This is a genomic window from Devosia sp. GW821-FHT12F11 (genome assembly GCF_058806655.1).
In genome coordinates this window covers 429,969-445,292 of record NZ_JBXAPX010000004.1, presented here as the reverse complement: position 1 = coordinate 445,292, position 15,324 = coordinate 429,969, and the positions used below count along the sequence as shown (strand labels likewise).

General features: G+C 65.6%; 15 protein-coding genes. 11 read left to right on the top strand and 4 right to left on the bottom strand.

Annotation, left to right across the window (positions count from 1 at the left end; all coding sequences use genetic code 11):
* The first annotated feature begins 156 nt into the window (after positions 1-156).
* The 5 genes from ypfJ to AC1ROK_RS14975 all read left to right on the top strand — a co-directional run bounded on the left by ypfJ (position 157) and on the right by AC1ROK_RS14975 (position 4,114).
* Positions 157-1,056 carry a KPN_02809 family neutral zinc metallopeptidase gene (gene ypfJ / locus AC1ROK_RS14995; RefSeq protein ID WP_492848215.1) on the top strand — a complete coding sequence of 300 codons (900 nt, stop codon included), beginning with the start codon at positions 157-159 and terminating at the stop codon, positions 1,054-1,056.
* An 11-nt stretch (positions 1,057-1,067) separates the two neighbouring features.
* Positions 1,068-1,901 carry a neutral zinc metallopeptidase gene (locus AC1ROK_RS14990; protein ID WP_492848213.1) on the top strand — a complete coding sequence of 278 codons (834 nt, stop codon included), beginning with the start codon at positions 1,068-1,070 and terminating at the stop codon, positions 1,899-1,901.
* Between the two features lies 1 nt (position 1,902).
* Positions 1,903-2,427, top strand: coding sequence for a cupin domain-containing protein (locus AC1ROK_RS14985; protein WP_492848211.1), 525 nt, complete (start codon positions 1,903-1,905; stop codon positions 2,425-2,427).
* 46 nt (positions 2,428-2,473) lie between these two features.
* On the top strand, positions 2,474-3,661 hold the full coding sequence (locus tag AC1ROK_RS14980; RefSeq protein ID WP_492848210.1) for a GGDEF domain-containing protein: 1,188 nt from the start codon (positions 2,474-2,476) through the stop codon (positions 3,659-3,661).
* Between the two features lie 201 nt (positions 3,662-3,862).
* A complete protein-coding gene (locus tag AC1ROK_RS14975) occupies positions 3,863-4,114 on the top strand; it encodes an EF-hand domain-containing protein (protein WP_055880432.1) in 252 nt (83 codons plus the stop codon).
* Positions 4,115-4,181: 67 nt separating this feature from the next.
* On the opposite strand, the gene carA is transcribed toward AC1ROK_RS14975, so the two are convergent.
* Positions 4,182-5,387: a glutamine-hydrolyzing carbamoyl-phosphate synthase small subunit gene (gene carA / locus AC1ROK_RS14970; RefSeq protein WP_492848207.1), complete on the bottom strand. Its 1,206-nt coding sequence runs from the start codon at positions 5,385-5,387 to the stop codon at positions 4,182-4,184.
* A 127-nt stretch (positions 5,388-5,514) separates the two neighbouring features.
* On the opposite strand from carA, the gene AC1ROK_RS14965 reads away from it, so the two are divergent.
* Complete coding sequence (locus tag AC1ROK_RS14965) at positions 5,515-5,883, top strand: VOC family protein (RefSeq protein WP_492848205.1); 369 nt, start codon at positions 5,515-5,517, stop codon at positions 5,881-5,883.
* Positions 5,884-5,886: 3 nt separating this feature from the next.
* Positions 5,887-6,339, top strand: coding sequence for a GatB/YqeY domain-containing protein (locus tag AC1ROK_RS14960; protein WP_492848203.1), 453 nt, complete (start codon positions 5,887-5,889; stop codon positions 6,337-6,339).
* 6 nt (positions 6,340-6,345) lie between these two features.
* Here the strand turns inward: AC1ROK_RS14960 and AC1ROK_RS14955 are convergent, their stop codons facing one another.
* Positions 6,346-7,488 (bottom strand): GGDEF domain-containing protein, encoded by a 1,143-nt coding sequence (locus tag AC1ROK_RS14955; RefSeq protein WP_492848201.1) that lies wholly within the window; start codon positions 7,486-7,488, stop codon positions 6,346-6,348.
* A 97-nt stretch (positions 7,489-7,585) separates the two neighbouring features.
* Positions 7,586-8,764, bottom strand: a complete 1,179-nt coding sequence (locus tag AC1ROK_RS14950) for an MFS transporter (protein ID WP_492848199.1) — start codon at positions 8,762-8,764, stop codon at positions 7,586-7,588.
* Between the two features lie 151 nt (positions 8,765-8,915).
* On the opposite strand from AC1ROK_RS14950, the gene AC1ROK_RS14945 reads away from it, so the two are divergent.
* Both AC1ROK_RS14945 and AC1ROK_RS14940 read left to right on the top strand, forming a co-directional pair.
* Entirely contained in the window at positions 8,916-9,500 is a 585-nt protein-coding gene (locus AC1ROK_RS14945; RefSeq protein WP_492848197.1) for an HdeD family acid-resistance protein, read from the top strand.
* 10 nt (positions 9,501-9,510) lie between these two features.
* Positions 9,511-10,080, top strand: a complete 570-nt coding sequence (locus tag AC1ROK_RS14940) for an HdeD family acid-resistance protein (protein ID WP_492848195.1) — start codon at positions 9,511-9,513, stop codon at positions 10,078-10,080.
* Between the two features lie 18 nt (positions 10,081-10,098).
* Here the strand turns inward: AC1ROK_RS14940 and AC1ROK_RS14935 are convergent, their stop codons facing one another.
* The gene (locus AC1ROK_RS14935; protein WP_492848193.1) at positions 10,099-10,998 is read right to left on the bottom strand and encodes a YihY/virulence factor BrkB family protein; all 900 of its coding nucleotides are present in this window, start codon (positions 10,996-10,998) and stop codon (positions 10,099-10,101) included.
* A 111-nt stretch (positions 10,999-11,109) separates the two neighbouring features.
* Here AC1ROK_RS14935 and dnaG point away from each other — a divergent pair, with 111 nt between their 5' ends.
* Both dnaG and rpoD read left to right on the top strand, forming a co-directional pair.
* The gene (gene dnaG, locus AC1ROK_RS14930) at positions 11,110-13,068 is read left to right on the top strand and encodes a DNA primase (protein ID WP_492848191.1); all 1,959 of its coding nucleotides are present in this window, start codon (positions 11,110-11,112) and stop codon (positions 13,066-13,068) included.
* Between the two features lie 173 nt (positions 13,069-13,241).
* Positions 13,242-15,323, top strand: a complete 2,082-nt coding sequence (rpoD, locus tag AC1ROK_RS14925) for an RNA polymerase sigma factor RpoD (protein WP_492848189.1) — start codon at positions 13,242-13,244, stop codon at positions 15,321-15,323.
* Position 15,324 lies beyond the last annotated feature (1 nt).

The window sequence follows — 15,324 nt, the reverse complement described above, 5'->3', positions numbered from 1 at the left end:
TCCCGCATGGCGATCTGGGCTTCAGATGCCGCCGCGACGTGACGTTGGAATGACGACGGCAATTGTGACAGTGGCCTTTCTGGACCGTTTGGTCAAATTTGCTGTCGCAAGGCGAATGGCAGTATTGTTACTGGGCTGGTCCCATGGAGATTCCGGATGAAGTGGCAAGGGCGTGAGCGCAGTTCGAACATCGAGGACCGGCGCGGCCAGGGTGGCGGCAACATGGGCGGCCTTGGCGGCGGCCGCATTCCGATCCCGATGGGACGCGCCGGCGGCGGTGGCCTGGGGCTGGTCGGCATCATAGTCGTCTTGGGGATCATCTGGTTCGCCACAGGGCAGAACCCGATCGACATTCTTACGGGCGGTGGTGGGGGGACGACGACCTCGCAGAACCAGCAATGGGCGCCGCCCCCGACAAATGCCGGCGAGGATGAACTCGCCAACTTCGTCGGCGTGGTGGTCAAGGATACCGAGAACCTGTGGGGTGAGGTGTTCCAGCAGAACAACCTGACCTACCAGCCGCCCAAGGTGGTGCTGTTCTCGGGCGCCACGCAGTCGGCTTGCGGCACGGCGCAGTCGGCCTCGGGGCCGTTCTATTGCCCCAACGACAAGAAGGTCTACATCGATCTCAGCTTCTACGATCAGTTGCGCCGCCAGTTCGGCGCGCCGGGCGACTTCGCCCAGGCCTATGTGATCGCGCACGAGATCGGCCATGCGGTACAGGACCAGACCGGGGTGCTGCCGGAGTTCAATCGCCAGCGGGCGTCGATGAGCCAGGAACAGCAGAACGCCTATTCGGTGCGAGTCGAACTCCAGGCCGACTGCTATGCCGGAGTGTGGGCGAACTACGTCAACCGCGAGAACCTCTTGGAGCAGGGCGACACCGAAGAGGCGATCACCGCGGCCAACGCTATCGGTGACGACACGCTGACCCGCGGGCAGGTGGCCGAGCGCAATTTCACGCACGGCACCTCGGCGCAGCGCATGGCGTGGCTCAAGAAAGGCATGCAGACTGGCGACGTGAGCCAGTGCGATACGTTCAAGGGTTCGATCTAGGACAACAGAAAATGGGGCTGATCCCCGCGGGTGCACTGCCGCATGTGAAGCGGTTCGGCTGGTCCGGCGTCCTGGCGCTGGGCGTGGTGATCGTGATGCTGGCGGGGATCAATCCCATCACGTTGATCAGCGGCAAGGTTTCGCCGCCGCCGCCGCCGACCTCGATCACCGGCGTGCCGGCGAGTTCGGCCAGCATCGAGCAGATCGCCGCCTATCCGCCGATCGTCGGCAGCGAGGCGGAGCTGATGTGGCGGCGCTTCTTCTGGCAGACGGCGATCCGCTTTCCGCGCGTGACGATGAGCGTGGTTGAAAGCCCGAGCGCGTTTGGCTGCGGCATGGCGGGCAAGGACCTGACGGTGTTCTACTGTCCCGAGAACCGGCTGGTTTACGTGGATAGCAGCGCCTATGAGCGGCTGCGGACGAAATTCCCGCTCGGGGCCGACTACGCCATGGCCTACCTCGTGGCCGAAGCCTATGGGCACCACGTGCAGTGGGCGCTCGGGGTGTTCACCGATCTGGTGGCGCTGCAATCGCTGAGGGATGTGGACCGGATCACTGCGCTGGAGCGGCAGATCGACCAGCAGGCGGCGTGCTATGCGGCGATGTGGACGATCACCGCGGGGATCGATGAGTTGAACAAGAACGCTGCGGTAATGGCGGCGGTCGGCGCGGTGGAGGCCAATCGCGGCAACGCCATCATCAACCTGCCGCTCGGTCGGGTGGTGCCCGAGGTACTGACGGCGGCGAGCCCTGAGGCGCGGGCCTTCTGGTACGACAAGGGCTATGCCATCCCGGCGCCGGGCAGTTGCAAGCTCGAAAAGATCGCTGCCGAAGGGCTGGTGTGAGATGAGCGGCCGGCTCGATGGATTGCGGATCGAACGCTTCTTCGACGACGGCACCTATCCCAACAGCGCGCTGCCCCTGTTGTTCTACGAGGAGGCGTTGCCGCGCGACCAAGCCGATGCCGAGGCGATGGAGGCGCTGTTCGCGGCCAATGGCTGGCCGCCGGCCTGGCGAGCTTCGGTGTTCACCTACCACCACTATCACTCGACCGCGCATGAGACGCTCGGTGCCGTCCGGGGCTCGGCGCGGCTGCTGCTCGGCGGGCCCGAGGGCCGCGAGTTCGATGTCGAACCGGGCGACGTGATCGTCATTCCCGCGGGCGTGGCGCATCGGCGACTCGATTCGAGCGGTGATTTCCTCGTGGTCGGCTGCTATCCGCCAGGACAGAACTGGGACCTGTTGCGCGGCGAGGCCGGCAATCGACCGGCCGCCGACCGCAATATCGAACGGGTGCCGCTGCCGCGCACCGATCCGGTGGGTGGCGCAGGCGGGCCGCTGGCGAAGCACTGGCGAGTGGGAACTCGTTAATCGGCCTCGGAATAGGGTGCGCGCCGACACGCTCGGGGCTTATTCGATGTCGCTCGATCTCACCACGCTCTATCTGGTTTCCGCCATGGTGACCGGCATGTCGGGGCTGCTGTTCCTGCTCGACATGCGCGGCCGACCCGATCCGGCGCTGCGCTGGTGGGGACTGGCCTTCCTGTTCGCCATCACTCCGGCAGTGATCTACGCGCTGGCCGGGCAGGCGCCCGAGTTCGTGGTGCTCAACCCGATCGGCAACGGCCTCGTGGTCGCCGGCAGCGCGCTGCTCTGGGTGGGGGCCCGTGCCTTCAGCCACAAGCGCACGCCGGTGCTGGCCTGGGTGGGACCGGCGGTGCTGGCCGCCGCGCTGCCCTTCGCGCTCGAGCAGCCGCTGGTGACCTGGAGCGGTTTTCCGCTGCTCGCCGGCGGGGTGGTGGTGTTCAACATGCTGGCGGCGCTCGAATGCTGGCGACCGGTAGGGCCGCGGATGCGCAACCACGTGGTGCTGGCTGTCGCCTGGGCCGGCGGCTCGGTGTTCTACCTGTTCCGGCTGATCGCATTCGTGGCGTTCGGGCCCGACGATCCGCGTTTTGCCGTCGCGTTCGGTTCCGAGGCGGCGACAATCTGCGTGCTGCTGCTGATCGTCATCTCCAGCTTCTCGATGGTGGCCCTGGGCAAGGAGGTCTCCGAGGCTGCACTGAAACAGGCGGCGACACGCGATGGCCTAACCGGGGTGCTGAACCGGTCGGAGTTCACGCGGCTGGCTGAGCCGAGGATCCGCGGCGCAGCCGAGCAGGGGGAAGGCTATGCCCTGCTGTTGCTCGATCTCGACCACTTCAAGCGGATCAACGATACGCATGGCCACGCGATCGGCGACGAGGTGCTGGCCAGCGTCGCGGCAGCGGTGAGCCGCTGCCTTGGGCCGCGCGACCTGTTCTGCCGCTATGGCGGGGAAGAGTTCGCGGCCCTGCTGCCCGGCGCGAGCCCTGATGTCGCCGGCGTGGTGGCAGAACGGGTATTGCGGGCGGTGCGTGGCGTCATGGTCTGGACCCCGGCCGGTCCGTTGCGGCCGACCACCAGCATCGGCATTGCAGCAGCGAACATCGAATCGATGGATCTGGGGGCGCTGATGCGAGTCGCCGATATCGCGCTTTATCGCGCCAAGCGAAGCGGCAGGGACCGCGTCGAGGGCGGAGCGGCAGCGCCGGAAGCGCCGTCAAAAACCCTGCTAAACGCGTGAATCTGCGATCGGTTCCCCGTTCTCGTTGGGTTCCCACCGACCCTCAAAATGACCAGCAAATGATCGCCACGAAGCCGCGATCCAGCCGGTTTGCGATCACAATCAGGCTTAGTCTTTGTCCTCGCCGACAGCGTTGAGGCTGTGGGCCGGACCTGGGCCACCGGGTGCCGTTTTGAACCTCACATGGAAGGACAAAACTCCATGAAGAAGCTCCTGATCACCATCGCAGCCATTGGCCTTTCCTCGGCGGCTTTCGCCCAGGCGGCGGCAGTCACCTTCACGTCGGTCGATGCCGACACCAGTGGCGGTGTGAGCCTTGCCGAGGCACAGGTTGCCTGGCCTGATCTGACCCAGGAGGCGTTCGACGCCGCCGATACGAGCAAGGACGGTTCGCTCGACCAGGCCGAGTTCGATGCCTACGTAGCGACGCTTCCGGCTCCGGCCGCGCAGTAATTCGGCCAGCCATGGCTGAGAGGGGTCGCCCGGCCACCGGCGGCCCCTTTTTCTTTGGGCCCGGCGATTACTCGCCGGCCTTCACCTGCTCGGGCACCTGCGCCATGCCCTTCTGGGCTCGTACTAGGTTGAGGAACCGAGTGAACAGGTAGTGGCTGTCGTGCGGGCCGGGGCTGGCTTCCGGGTGATACTGCACCGAAAAGATCGGCTTACCCTCGACTTCGAGGCCGGCGTTGGAGCCGTCGAACAGCGAGACATGGGTCTGCTTGACGTTACCGGGGAGGCTCTCGGTATCCACGGCAAAGCCGTGGTTCATCGAGGTGATCTCGACCTTGCCGGTGGTCAGGTCCTTGACCGGGTGGTTCGCGCCGTGGTGGCCCTGATGCATCTTCTGGGTCTTGCCGCCGACGGCGAGGCCGAGCAACTGGTGGCCGAGGCAGATGCCGAACATCGGCTTGCCGGTTTCCATCAGCGTCTTGATCGTCGGCACGGCATACTTGCCGGTCGCCGCCGGATCGCCCGGGCCGTTGGAGAGGAAGATGGCGTCGGGATTGTGCGACATCACATCCTTGGCGGTGGCGGTGGCCGGAACGACGGTTACCCGCGCGCCCTGGTCGGCGAGTTGGCGCAGGATGTTGCGCTTGGCGCCGTAGTCGATGGCGACGACGTGGAATTCCGGGTTATCGAGCCGGCCATAGCCTTCGGTCCGGGTCCAGGAGGTCTGGTCCCAGTGGTAGGTCTGCGCGGTGGTGACCTCGCGGGCGAGATCGAGCCCTTCGAGGCCGGGGAAGTTCTTCAGCTCAGCCTGCATCGAAGGCTCGTGGAAGTAGCCGTCGGGGGCGTGCGCGATGACGCCGTTCGGCATGCCGTTCTCACGGATGCGGGCGGTGAGCGCCCGAGTATCGACGCCGGCAATGCCGATGATGTTGCGCTTTTTCAGCCAGGCATCGAGCTTTTCGACCGCCCGGTAGTTCGACGGGTTGGTGATGTCGGCGCGCAGCACGCAGCCGCGGATGCCCGAGAGCGCGGCCATGTTGACCGTCTCGATATCCTCGTCGTTGGTGCCGACATTGCCGATATGCGGGAAGGTGAAGGTGATGATCTGCCCGGCATAGGAGGGATCGGTGAGGATCTCCTGGTAGCCGGTCATCGCAGTATTGAAGCAGACCTCGCCTGCCGCATGGCCAACGGCGCCGATGCCGTGCCCTTCGAGGCGGGTGCCGTCCTCGAGCAGCAGGAGGGCGGTCGCAGGTTTTTGCTGCCAGCCGGTCATGGCGGGGCTCCAAGGGTTCGGGTCGGTGTCGGTTGAGGGCTCTCCTTAGAAGGGGCCCGGCCCAAGCGCAAGTGGCGCTCGGGTATTATTGCGCTATATGGGGTGCGGCATAGAGGGGACAGGCGCGGTGCGTGCGATCGAGCGTGAGATCGGTGGAGTGTTCGTTCCGGTGAGCGACATCGAACGAGCCAGGGACTGGTACCGCGGCTTGCTCGGGCTGCAGCCGGGCGGCGAAATCTTCTTCGGGCACATCCACGTGCTGCCGATGACGGAAGGCAGCGGGCTGGTGCTCGACAGCAAGGGGTTCGCCGGACCGCATGACAAGAAGCCGGCGTTTCACTTCAACACGTCCGATGTGCACGCCGCTCGCGAACAGGCGGTCGCCGCCGGCGCCACGGAGGTGGGCCCGGTGACCGACGGGGTGTTCTTCACCTTCAAGGACCCGGACGGAAATCTGTTGATGGTGGCCGACGTGCCGCCTGCACCAAGGAGCTAATGAATGCGTGAAGCGATCAGCGAAGGCTACAAGACGGCGCTGAAGGTGGGCGACAAGCGGCGCACCGCGACGCTGCGTGCCGTGAACGCGGCGATCAAGGACAAGGACATCGACGCGCGCGGGCAGGGCAAGGGCCCGCTCGGCGACGAGGACGTGCTGGCGTTGCTGCAGAAGATGGTGAAGCAGCGCGAGGAATCGCTCGGCATCTACGAGAAGGCCGGCCGTGAGGACCTGGCGATGGTCGAGCGTGAAGAGATCGCCATTCTCAGCGAGTTCCTGCCCCAGGGGCTGAGCGAGGCTGAGGTCGAAGCCGCCATCATCGACGCGATCAAGAAGACCGGTGCCGCTGGCGCCAAGGACATGGGCAAGGTCGTGGCTTCGCTGAAGGCCGATTTCCCTGGCCGTATCGACTTCGGCAAGGCGTCCGCCAAGATCAGGACAGCCCTCGCAGGCTAGAGCGCCCTAGGCGGCGAGCCGGAGCTCCGGGCCGTGGACGCGGTTGCGCCCCGCGTCCTTGGCCCGATAGAGCAGTTCATCGGCAGCACGCAACAGCGCGTCGAAGGTCTCCGGGCGCGGCGAGGCGATGGCGATGCCGGCGCTGACGGTGGGCGGACCGAAATCGCCCGGCAGCGGATCGGTGCCGGCGAATTCGAGCCGGATAGCCTCAGCGAGGGCGTGCACCGCGGCTGCGCTGGTGGAGTGCACCAGCAGGCAGAACTCTTCGCCGCCCAACCGGGCAGCCACGTCCTCGGGACCGAGGGCGCGCGACAGGATGGCGGCGAAACGCACCAGCACCTCGTCGCCTATGGCGTGGCCGAAACGATCATTGATGGTCTTGAAGTCGTCGAGATCGAGCATGATCACGGCGGTAGCCGGCGCCACCGGCGCGTCGCCGGCGAAGCTGAACAGGGCGCGGCGGTTGAGCAGGCCGGTCAGCGCATCGGTCATGGCCAGGCGGCGATGCGCCTCGGTGATGCGGAACTGATGCAGCGCCATGGTCACGGCGCCGGCGGCGGCGAGCGCTGCGAGCAGCGCGATCGAGTTGAGGTCTTCGGCCCAGTTATGCGGGCGGGCGGTCAGCACCCACTGCCCCCCGGCGAACAGAACCACGGCGCAGAGCGCGAAGGTCACCGCAGTGGCCCCGTAGAGGGCGGACTTCGCCAGCATGGCCAGCGGCGTGTTGGCACGGGCCACCCAATGCTCGCGGCCGGCAGCGAGGAAGAAGCCCGCTGCCGCAATGTTCATCACCATGGTGCCTACGCCACTGAGACCGACGGCAAACAGGGCTGTCATGAGCGTGGTTGCCCCCGCCCAGGCAACCAGCGCCGAGCGCCACGGCGTGCGGCCGGCCGAGAACTGGGTACAGCCGAGATAAATGAAGGCAAAGCCGGCGAGCAGCAGTGCAAAGGCGATGCACTGCACCGCCGGATCGTAGGTTTCGAACCAGCCATAGAGCATTGAGCCGGGCGCCACGAAGCCGAGGCCCAGACCCCAGCTCAACAAATAGTAATCCCGCTGCGAACCCAGCCAGGTGATGACCAGGGTCAGCATCAGGGCGGTGGCGGAAAAGCCGATGGCGATGAGCAGGGATGTCTGGTCGAGCACTGGGGAATCGGGTCGGACGCGGGCGTGGGTGCATCGTACCGGAGTGGCGCCATCGGCGGGGAAATGCGCCCGCCGATGGTAAAGAATATCCTGCGTCTCAGGCCTCGCTGGTCGCCGCGGCGGAGCCGCGGCGCTCGAGCCACCAGGAGAGGCTGGCGGTTCCCGCCGCGCAGAGGCTGGTGACGACGCCAACCGCCGGGATATCGGCATAGCTGACGCCAGCGCTGAGCAGCATGGCGCCGATGAAGGCGCCGCCGGCGATGCCGATGTTGAAGGCAGTCGAGATCAGCGACGAGGCCAGGTTGGGCGCCGAATGAGCGGCTGCGATGACGCGCGCCTGCAGCGGGGTGGAGAATGCGAAGCCGAGGATCGAGGTGCCGAGCAGGTTCACCGTCATCCACACCTTGTCGTGCATGGCGAACAGCATGGTGAAGTAGAGCAGGGCCTGCAGCAGCAGCACTGTCAGCAGCGTCGGCATCGGCTTCCAGTCGGTGCCGCGGCCGCCCAGATAGATGCCGAGCATCGAGCCGATGCCGCCGACCAGCAGGTAGATCGGGATGATGTCGGGGTGAAGCCGAGTGACATTGAGCATGATCGGCACCTGGAAAGTGCCGAAGGCGAGGGCGCCGATCATCACGAAGGTGATGGTCAGGTAGGAGAGCCAGACCTCCTGGTGGCGCAGTTCGCGCGCCTGCTCGCCGAAGGTGGCGTGACGGTCACCCTCCTGGCGCTTGTCGCGCGGCAGCTTCAGGAAAAGCACGATCGCGGCAATGGCGCCGAGCGCTGCGACGGCGAGGAAGGGGACGCGCCAGCCGAAGTGGAGCCCGATGGCGCTGCCACCGGGCAGGCCGAGGAGATTGGCGACGGTGATGCCGGAGATGAACAGCGAGAAGGCGGCGCCGCGGCGCTCGGGTGGCACGAGGCCGACGACGACGACGTTGCCGGCGCCGAAGAACACGCCGTGGGCGCAGGCCGAGAGCAGCCGCGCCGCCAACAGCAGGCCGTAGTCGGGGGCGATGGCGCACAGGACCTGGGCGAGCGAAAACACGATCATCAGGCTGATCAGCACGTTGCGTTGCGAGAAGCGCGAGGTGAAGACGGTCAGCACCGGCCCGCCGACGGCGACGCCGATGGCATAGGCGCTGACCAGCAGGCCTGCGACCGGAATGGTCACCGCCAGATCCTCGGCCAGCGGCGGCAGGATGCCGGAGATGACGAACTCGGCCGAGCCGACTGCGAACGCAGCCAGCGCCAGGGCGTAAATGGCGATCGGCATGACTATCCTCAAAGTATCCGGGGCGGGTCAGACCATGCCGCGCCACAGGAAGCAAGCCGGATAAGCAGCGGTGCCTAACCCCGATACAAGGCTTGGCGGGGCGGCAAAAACAGCTAACCTTCGATGAGGCAACAACATTGGAGGCGGACCGATGGCTGTATCAAGTGACACGAGGAAACGCTGGGCGTGGATCACCGGGCTGAGAGGCCTGCTGATGTTGCTGGCGGGGCTCTATGCAGTGTTCTTCCCGGCGCAGGCCTTGGCGATACTGGTGATCGCCGGCGGTGCATTGTTGCTGGCGGATGGCGTGCTCGGGCTGTGGAGCCTGACCTTCGGTGGTGCCAAGACCGGAAACTTCTGGTTTGACGTGGTGCGCAACGTGCTGGCCATCATTACCGGCGTGCTGATCCTGCTGTCGCCGTTCCTTGCGACTTTGCTGACAGCGACGCTTCTCGTCTATCTCGTCGCGTTCCAGTCGATCTTCGTCGGCGTCATGGAGATTTGGGTAATCATCCGGGAGCGCGAGCAATATGCGCGGATCTGGCCGGTGCTACTGTCGGGGGCGCTCTACGTGCTGTTCGGCATCGCGCTGCTGTTCTGGCCAGTGTTCAGCGCCCTGGTGTTCGTGACGCTGGCGGGCATCCTCGCCATCATCTTCGCGATCGGCCTGTTCGGGCTGGCGTGGCGGATGTTCAAATCGGCGGGTGATCCCGCGGGCACCAAGTCCGTGAGCTGAGGAGGGAAGAATGGCTACCGATAGCGCCTTACCCTGGCCGAGCATTTTCGCAGGCGTGCGCGGCGTATTGATGCTGGCAGGCGGAATTTTCGCATTGATCTCGCCGCAGCTGGCGCTGGCGACCCTGGTGTGGGTCGGTGGCGTGATCGTCATCATCGATGGAGCGCTGGGGCTGTGGGGGCTGCTGTTCGGCGGCCGCACCAGCTCGCGGCTCGGCGTCGCCATCGCCCGCCATATCCTCGCGATTCTCGCCGGCATTCTGATCGTGGCGTTCCCGGCGATGGCGGCGGCGATCGGCATCTCGACGCTGGTGATCCTGGTCGGGATCATGATGATCCTGATCGGGGCGTTCGCGCTCTATGTCGCCGTCGTCGGTCGGGCGTTGCTGCGGCAGGGGACGTTCTGGCCGGAGGTGCTCAGCGCCTCAGCCTACCTGCTGTTCGGCGTGCTGCTGCTGGTGATGCCGCTGAGCAGCGCGCTCGTGCTGGTGAGCATCGTCGGCGTGCTGATGATCCTCTACGGGTTGTTCCAGCTCTACATCGCCTGGCAACTGAGGAGCATCGACGTGAAGGTCGCTTGACTGCCGACGTTGACAGGATCAGCGCGGGCGCTGCTGGGATCGGGGAGCCGGGGTGACCGCATCCCGCTCGCCCGCGGCGCGTTCGATCTCGGTGTTGAAGGCAGCCCCGAGCACCAGGATCTGGGCGGAATTGTACAACCACAGCAGCAGCACCACTGCGGCGGAAACCGAGCCGAAGGTGGCTTCATAGTTGCCCCAGTTCTCGACATAGATCGAGAAGATCGCCCCGGCGAGCAGCCAGAGCAGCGAGGCCAGGATGGCGCCGGGCCAGATATGACTGAACTTGCGCGGGTGGCGGTCGGGGCCCCAGCGGTAGAGTGCGGCAAGAACGAGGATACTGAGCAGCAGCAGTACGGGCCAGCGCAGCGCCAGCGCGATGACTTCCTCGCCCGAGGGCCACGGGATCAGGGCTGGCAGGCCGGCCAGCGCGAGCAAGGCGAGAGCGACGAAGATGGCGCCGCCGATACTGAGCCCAACCGCGTAGGCCAGCGATGTGAAGAAGCCGCGGCGGGCCGTCTCATTGCGAACGCGCGACATGGCATAGAGCAGGGAATCGACCCCGCGCGAGCCGCTCCATAATGCGAAGGGCACGGTGACCAGCAGCCCCAGGCCCAGCGCCACCGGCGGCTGACTGGCCAGCATGTTCAACTGCTCGGCAATGATCCCCTGGGCCATCTGCGGGACGACATCGCCGACGCCCTCGATGGTGTCGGCGACCATCTGGCGGTTGGCGACAATGCCGTAGATCAGCGCCACCGTGGCAATGGCGGGAAAGAACGACAGGAAGCCGAAGAAGGCGACAGCCGCACAACGTGGAGCGTTGTCGCGCTCGAAGAAGAACGATCGCAGCGTTGCCAGAACGATGGCGCGCCAGCGCCCGAACCAGTTGCTCTCAGCTGTTGCGCGGCTTGCTGTCATCTGTGTCATCCACACCCAAACGACGTCCGGTTACCGAGGGTTGCGTAGCGGACAGCGGAGATTGCATTCACCGGAGTGGCGGCGAAGGATGGAAACGCCTACTTATCGCCCATGCGCTTTTCCGACGGCTTCCTCGATGAGATCCGGCAGCGCCTGCCGATCTCGCAGGTGGTGGGCGAGCACGTCATCTGGGACAAGCGCAAGAGCCAGCCGCAGCGCGGCGACATGTGGGCCTGCTGCCCCTTCCACGGCGAAAAGAGCCCGAGTTTTCATGCCGATGACCGGCGCGGCATCTACCATTGCTTCGGCTGCGGGGTATCGGGGGATCACTTCCGCTTCCTGACCGAGAAGGCCGGGATGAGTTTTCCCGAGGCGGTGGAAAAGCTCGCCGGGATGGCCGGGGTGCCGATGCCGGCGCGCGACGAGCGCGACGAGGCGCGGCAGGAAAGCCGGCGCTCGCTTTACGACGTGATGGAAGTCGCCACCCAGTATTTCGAGGCGGCGCTGAGCCACAATATCGGGGCGCGGGCCCGCGGCTATCTCAATGAGCGTGGGGTGAGCGCGGCGGCGCAGACGAAATTCCGGCTCGGCTATTCGCCCGACAGCGCCAACGGATTGAAAGAGCACCTCGCCGCCAACGGTGTCTCGGCCCAGGAGATGGTGGATGCCGGGCTGGTGGTGGTGCGCGAGGACTCCCCGCTGCCCTATGACCGGTTCCGTAACCGGGTGATGTTTCCGATCACCGACCTGCGCGGCAAGGTCATCGCCTTTGGCGGGCGAGCGATGTCGGCGGACGTGCCGGCCAAGTATCTCAACTCGCCCGAGACCGAGCTCTTCAAGAAGCGGATGACGCTCTATAACGGCCAGACCGCCCGCGAGGCAGCGCGCTCCGGCAAGACAGTGATCGTGGTCGAGGGCTATCTCGATGTGATCGCGGCGGTGACGGCAGGTTTCGAGGGCACGGTGGCGCCGCTCGGCACGGCGTTGACCGAAGAGCACCTGCAGCTCTTGTGGCGGATGAGCGACGAGCCGGTGCTGTGCTTCGACGGCGATGGCGCCGGCCAGCGCGCGGCGGCGCGGGCGACCGAGATCGTCCTTCCGCACCTCCAGCCGGGGCGAACGGTGCGGATCGCCACGCTGCCCGAGGGGCAGGACCCCGACGACCTGATCAAGGCGCAGGGTCGCGGCGCCTTCGCCGACGTGATCGACCGGGCACGCTCGCTGTCGGACGTGATCTGGAGCATCGAGACCGGCGGCATCGTGCCGGAGACACCCGAAGCGCGGGCAGCGCTCGAGGCGCGTCTGCGCGCACGGGCCAACGCCATCGGCGAGGCCTCGGTGAAGCGGCACTACATGCAGGCCTTCGACGAAAAGCTCCAGGCGTTCTTCGCACCGGTGCGCAACCAGCGCTGGGAGCGACGCGATGGCGGCGGACAGCGTGGCGGCTTCGACCGGCGCAATTCGCGCGGCGGCAACGCCAGCCCGGTCGGCAGCCGGGGCAGCCCGCGGGTAGTGGTGTCCGATACGCTGAGGAACTCGCGCCTGTTGAAGCCGGGCAGGGCGGTGGACGCCACGCCGCGCGAGGCGGCGATCCTCGTGACGCTGGTGAATCATCCGGCGCTGGCGGACAGCCGGCTCGAATCACTTGCATCGCTGGAGCTCAGCTCGCCGACCTCGCGGAACCTGTTGGGCACCATGCTCGACCTGGTGACTAGGGATCACGACATCAGCGCCGAGGCGCTGAATGCCGCACTTGGAGCCCGCGGCTTCGGCGAACAGCTCGACAAAATGCGGGATTTGCTGGCCCGCCAAGGGGTTTGGCAAAGCGGGGCGGAAATCGCCGATCCGGACGCCGAGATCGGATTACGTCATGCCCTGGCCTTGCATTACAAATCCGTTGAGCTAAATAAGGCGCTGAAGGCAGCCGAATTGGCGCTGGGCGACGACCCGAGCGAGGAAACATTCGAACGGCTGCGGGACATCCAGAACCAGATCACCACCGTCGATGGCACAGAGGCATTGATCGAAGGGTTTGGTTCGTTATCGGGGCGCGCGACACGGAGCTTTTAGTTAAGGCTACGGGTACGCGCGATTTCGCTTATGGGCGAATCAGCACCGGTGACGAACAAGTGACGGCATATCGGAAACCGTCGCGCCAGCCCGTCCCTTTACGATGTCTCAAGCCGTGACCACTTAACGACTATCGGCGCCCTCCCGATCGGGCACCCGGAGCAGCAAGCTAGATGGCCACCAAGGCAGCGACCCAGACCAAGACCAAAGACGCAGAGAAGCCGGAAGTTGCCGGCGCAGCCGGTGGGGCAGAAGCGCCCGACAGCCCGCTGCTCGACCTATCCGATGCCGCAGTAAAGAAGCTGATCAAGACCGCCAAGAAGCGCGGTTACGTCACCTATGAAGAACTGAATGCCGTTCTGCCCTCGGAGGAGGTCAACTCCGAGCAGATCGAGGACATCATGGCGATGTTCTCCGATATGGGCATCAACGTCGTCGACGAGGACGAGGTCGAAGAGGCCGAGCCCGATACCCCGGAAGAGGAATCGACCGAGCTCGCCGAACGGACCGGCACCGCCGTCGCCTCCAAGTCCAACACCCGCGAAGGCAGCGATCGCACCGATGATCCGGTGCGCATGTATCTGCGCGAAATGGGCTCGGTGGAACTGCTCAGCCGCGAGGGCGAAATCGCCATCGCCAAGCGCATCGAGGCCGGTCGCGAGACCATGATCGAGGGCCTGTGCGAGAGCCCGCTGACCTTCCAGGCCATCATTATCTGGCGCGACCAGCTGGCTAACGCCGAAATTCTGCTGCGCGACATTATCGACCTCGAGGCCACCTATGCCGGCCCCGACGCCAAGCAGGCCGCCCCGGTGATGCCGTCCGAGATCGAGCGTCCGGCCTCGGTCAAGGAGGAGCCCAAGGCCGCCGCCAAGAAGCCGGCGCCGCGCGCCGCTTCGGGCGACGACGAGGACGACTACGTTCCCGACGAGCCGCAGGCGCCGCAGGATCCGGTCGAGGAAGAAGACGACGACTTCGAGAACTCGCTGTCGCTTTCGGCGATGGAAGCCGAGCTGAAGCCGCAGGTGGTCGAGACCTTCGACCGCATCGCCGAAGCCTATGGCAAGATGCGCAAGATGCAGGACCGGCATGCCGAGGACCGCATGGCGGGCAACGCCCCGGCGACCGCTGCAGACTTGAAGAAGCTCGAGGGCCTGCGCTCCGAAGTGATCACCGACGTGAAGTCACTGTCGCTGAACCAGAGCCGTATCGAAAGCCTGGTCGAGCAGCTCTACGACATCAACAAGCGCCTGGTGCGTCTCGAGGGGCGCCTGCTGCGCCTCGCCGAGAGCTATGGCGTCAAGCGTGAGAACTTCCTCGAGGCCTATTACGGCAGCGAGCTCGACCAGAACTGGATCGAAACCGTCGCGACGCTGTCGGGCAAGGGCTGGGCGGAATTCGCCAAGCGCGAGGCCGATACGGCGAACGAGCTGCGCGGCGACATCCAGACGCTTGCGACGGAAACCGGCCTCGATATCGCCGAGTACCGCCGGATCGTCCACAAGGTGCAGAAGGGCGAGCGCGAAGCGGCGATCGCCAAGAAGGAGATGGTGGAAGCCAACCTTCGCCTGGTGATCTCGATCGCCAAGAAATACACCAACCGCGGCCTGCAGTTCCTCGATCTGATCCAGGAAGGCAATATCGGCCTGATGAAGGCGGTCGATAAGTTCGAGTATCGCCGTGGCTACAAGTTCTCGACCTATGCGACGTGGTGGATCCGCCAGGCGATCACCCGTTCGATCGCCGATCAGGCCCGCACCATCCGTATTCCGGTGCACATGATCGAGACGATCAACAAGATCGTCCGTACCTCGCGCCAGATGCTGCACGAGATCGGCCGCGAGCCGACCCCGGAAGAGCTGAGCGAAAAGCTGCAGATGCCGCTCGACAAGGTCCGCAAGGTCCTGAAGATCGCCAAGGAGCCGATCAGCCTGGAGACGCCGATCGGCGACGAAGAGGATTCGAACCTCGGCGATTTCATCCCGGATGTGAACGCCATCCAGCCGATCGATGCGGCGATCCAGTCGAACCTGCGTGAGACCACGACGCGCGTGCTGGCGTCGCTGACGCCGCGCGAGGAACGCGTGCTGCGCATGCGCTTCGGCATCGGCATGAACACCGACCACACGCTCGAGGAAGTGGGCCAGCAGTTCAGCGTGACGCGCGAGCGTATCCGCCAGATCGAGGCCAAGGCACTGCGTAAGCTGAAGCACCCGAGCCGCAGCCGGAAGCTCCGCAGCTTCCTCGACAACTAGG